This is a genomic window from Marinomonas gallaica, from assembly GCF_001639745.1.
Taxonomy (GTDB): domain Bacteria; phylum Pseudomonadota; class Gammaproteobacteria; order Pseudomonadales; family Marinomonadaceae; genus Marinomonas; species Marinomonas gallaica.
On sequence record NZ_LTAX01000113.1, the window covers coordinates 1 to 237 of the forward strand.

Genomic DNA, 237 nt, shown 5'->3' on the forward strand with positions numbered 1-237 from the left:
ATAGCTTGCACCTCAATCGCATTATTAAAACAAAACAGGGACGCTTACTGATACTGGGTGAGGCTGGGTTGTTAATGCAGAGTGAGGATAAGGGCGAAAATTGGCAAGCGATCGATCTACCTTATCAAGGGTCGTTCTTTTCGACCGTGGAGGCGGACGATGGTTTGTATCTAATGGGGTTGCGAGGAACTGTTTTGAAACGCTCAGTGGATAATGAGGGTGTGACGGTTTGGGATT

The 237-nt window shown here is 46.8% G+C and carries 1 pseudogene; it reads left to right on the forward strand.

The window, feature by feature from the left end:
- A pseudogene (locus AYW76_RS19285) lies at positions 1-237 on the forward strand (hypothetical protein); the annotation flags it as partial.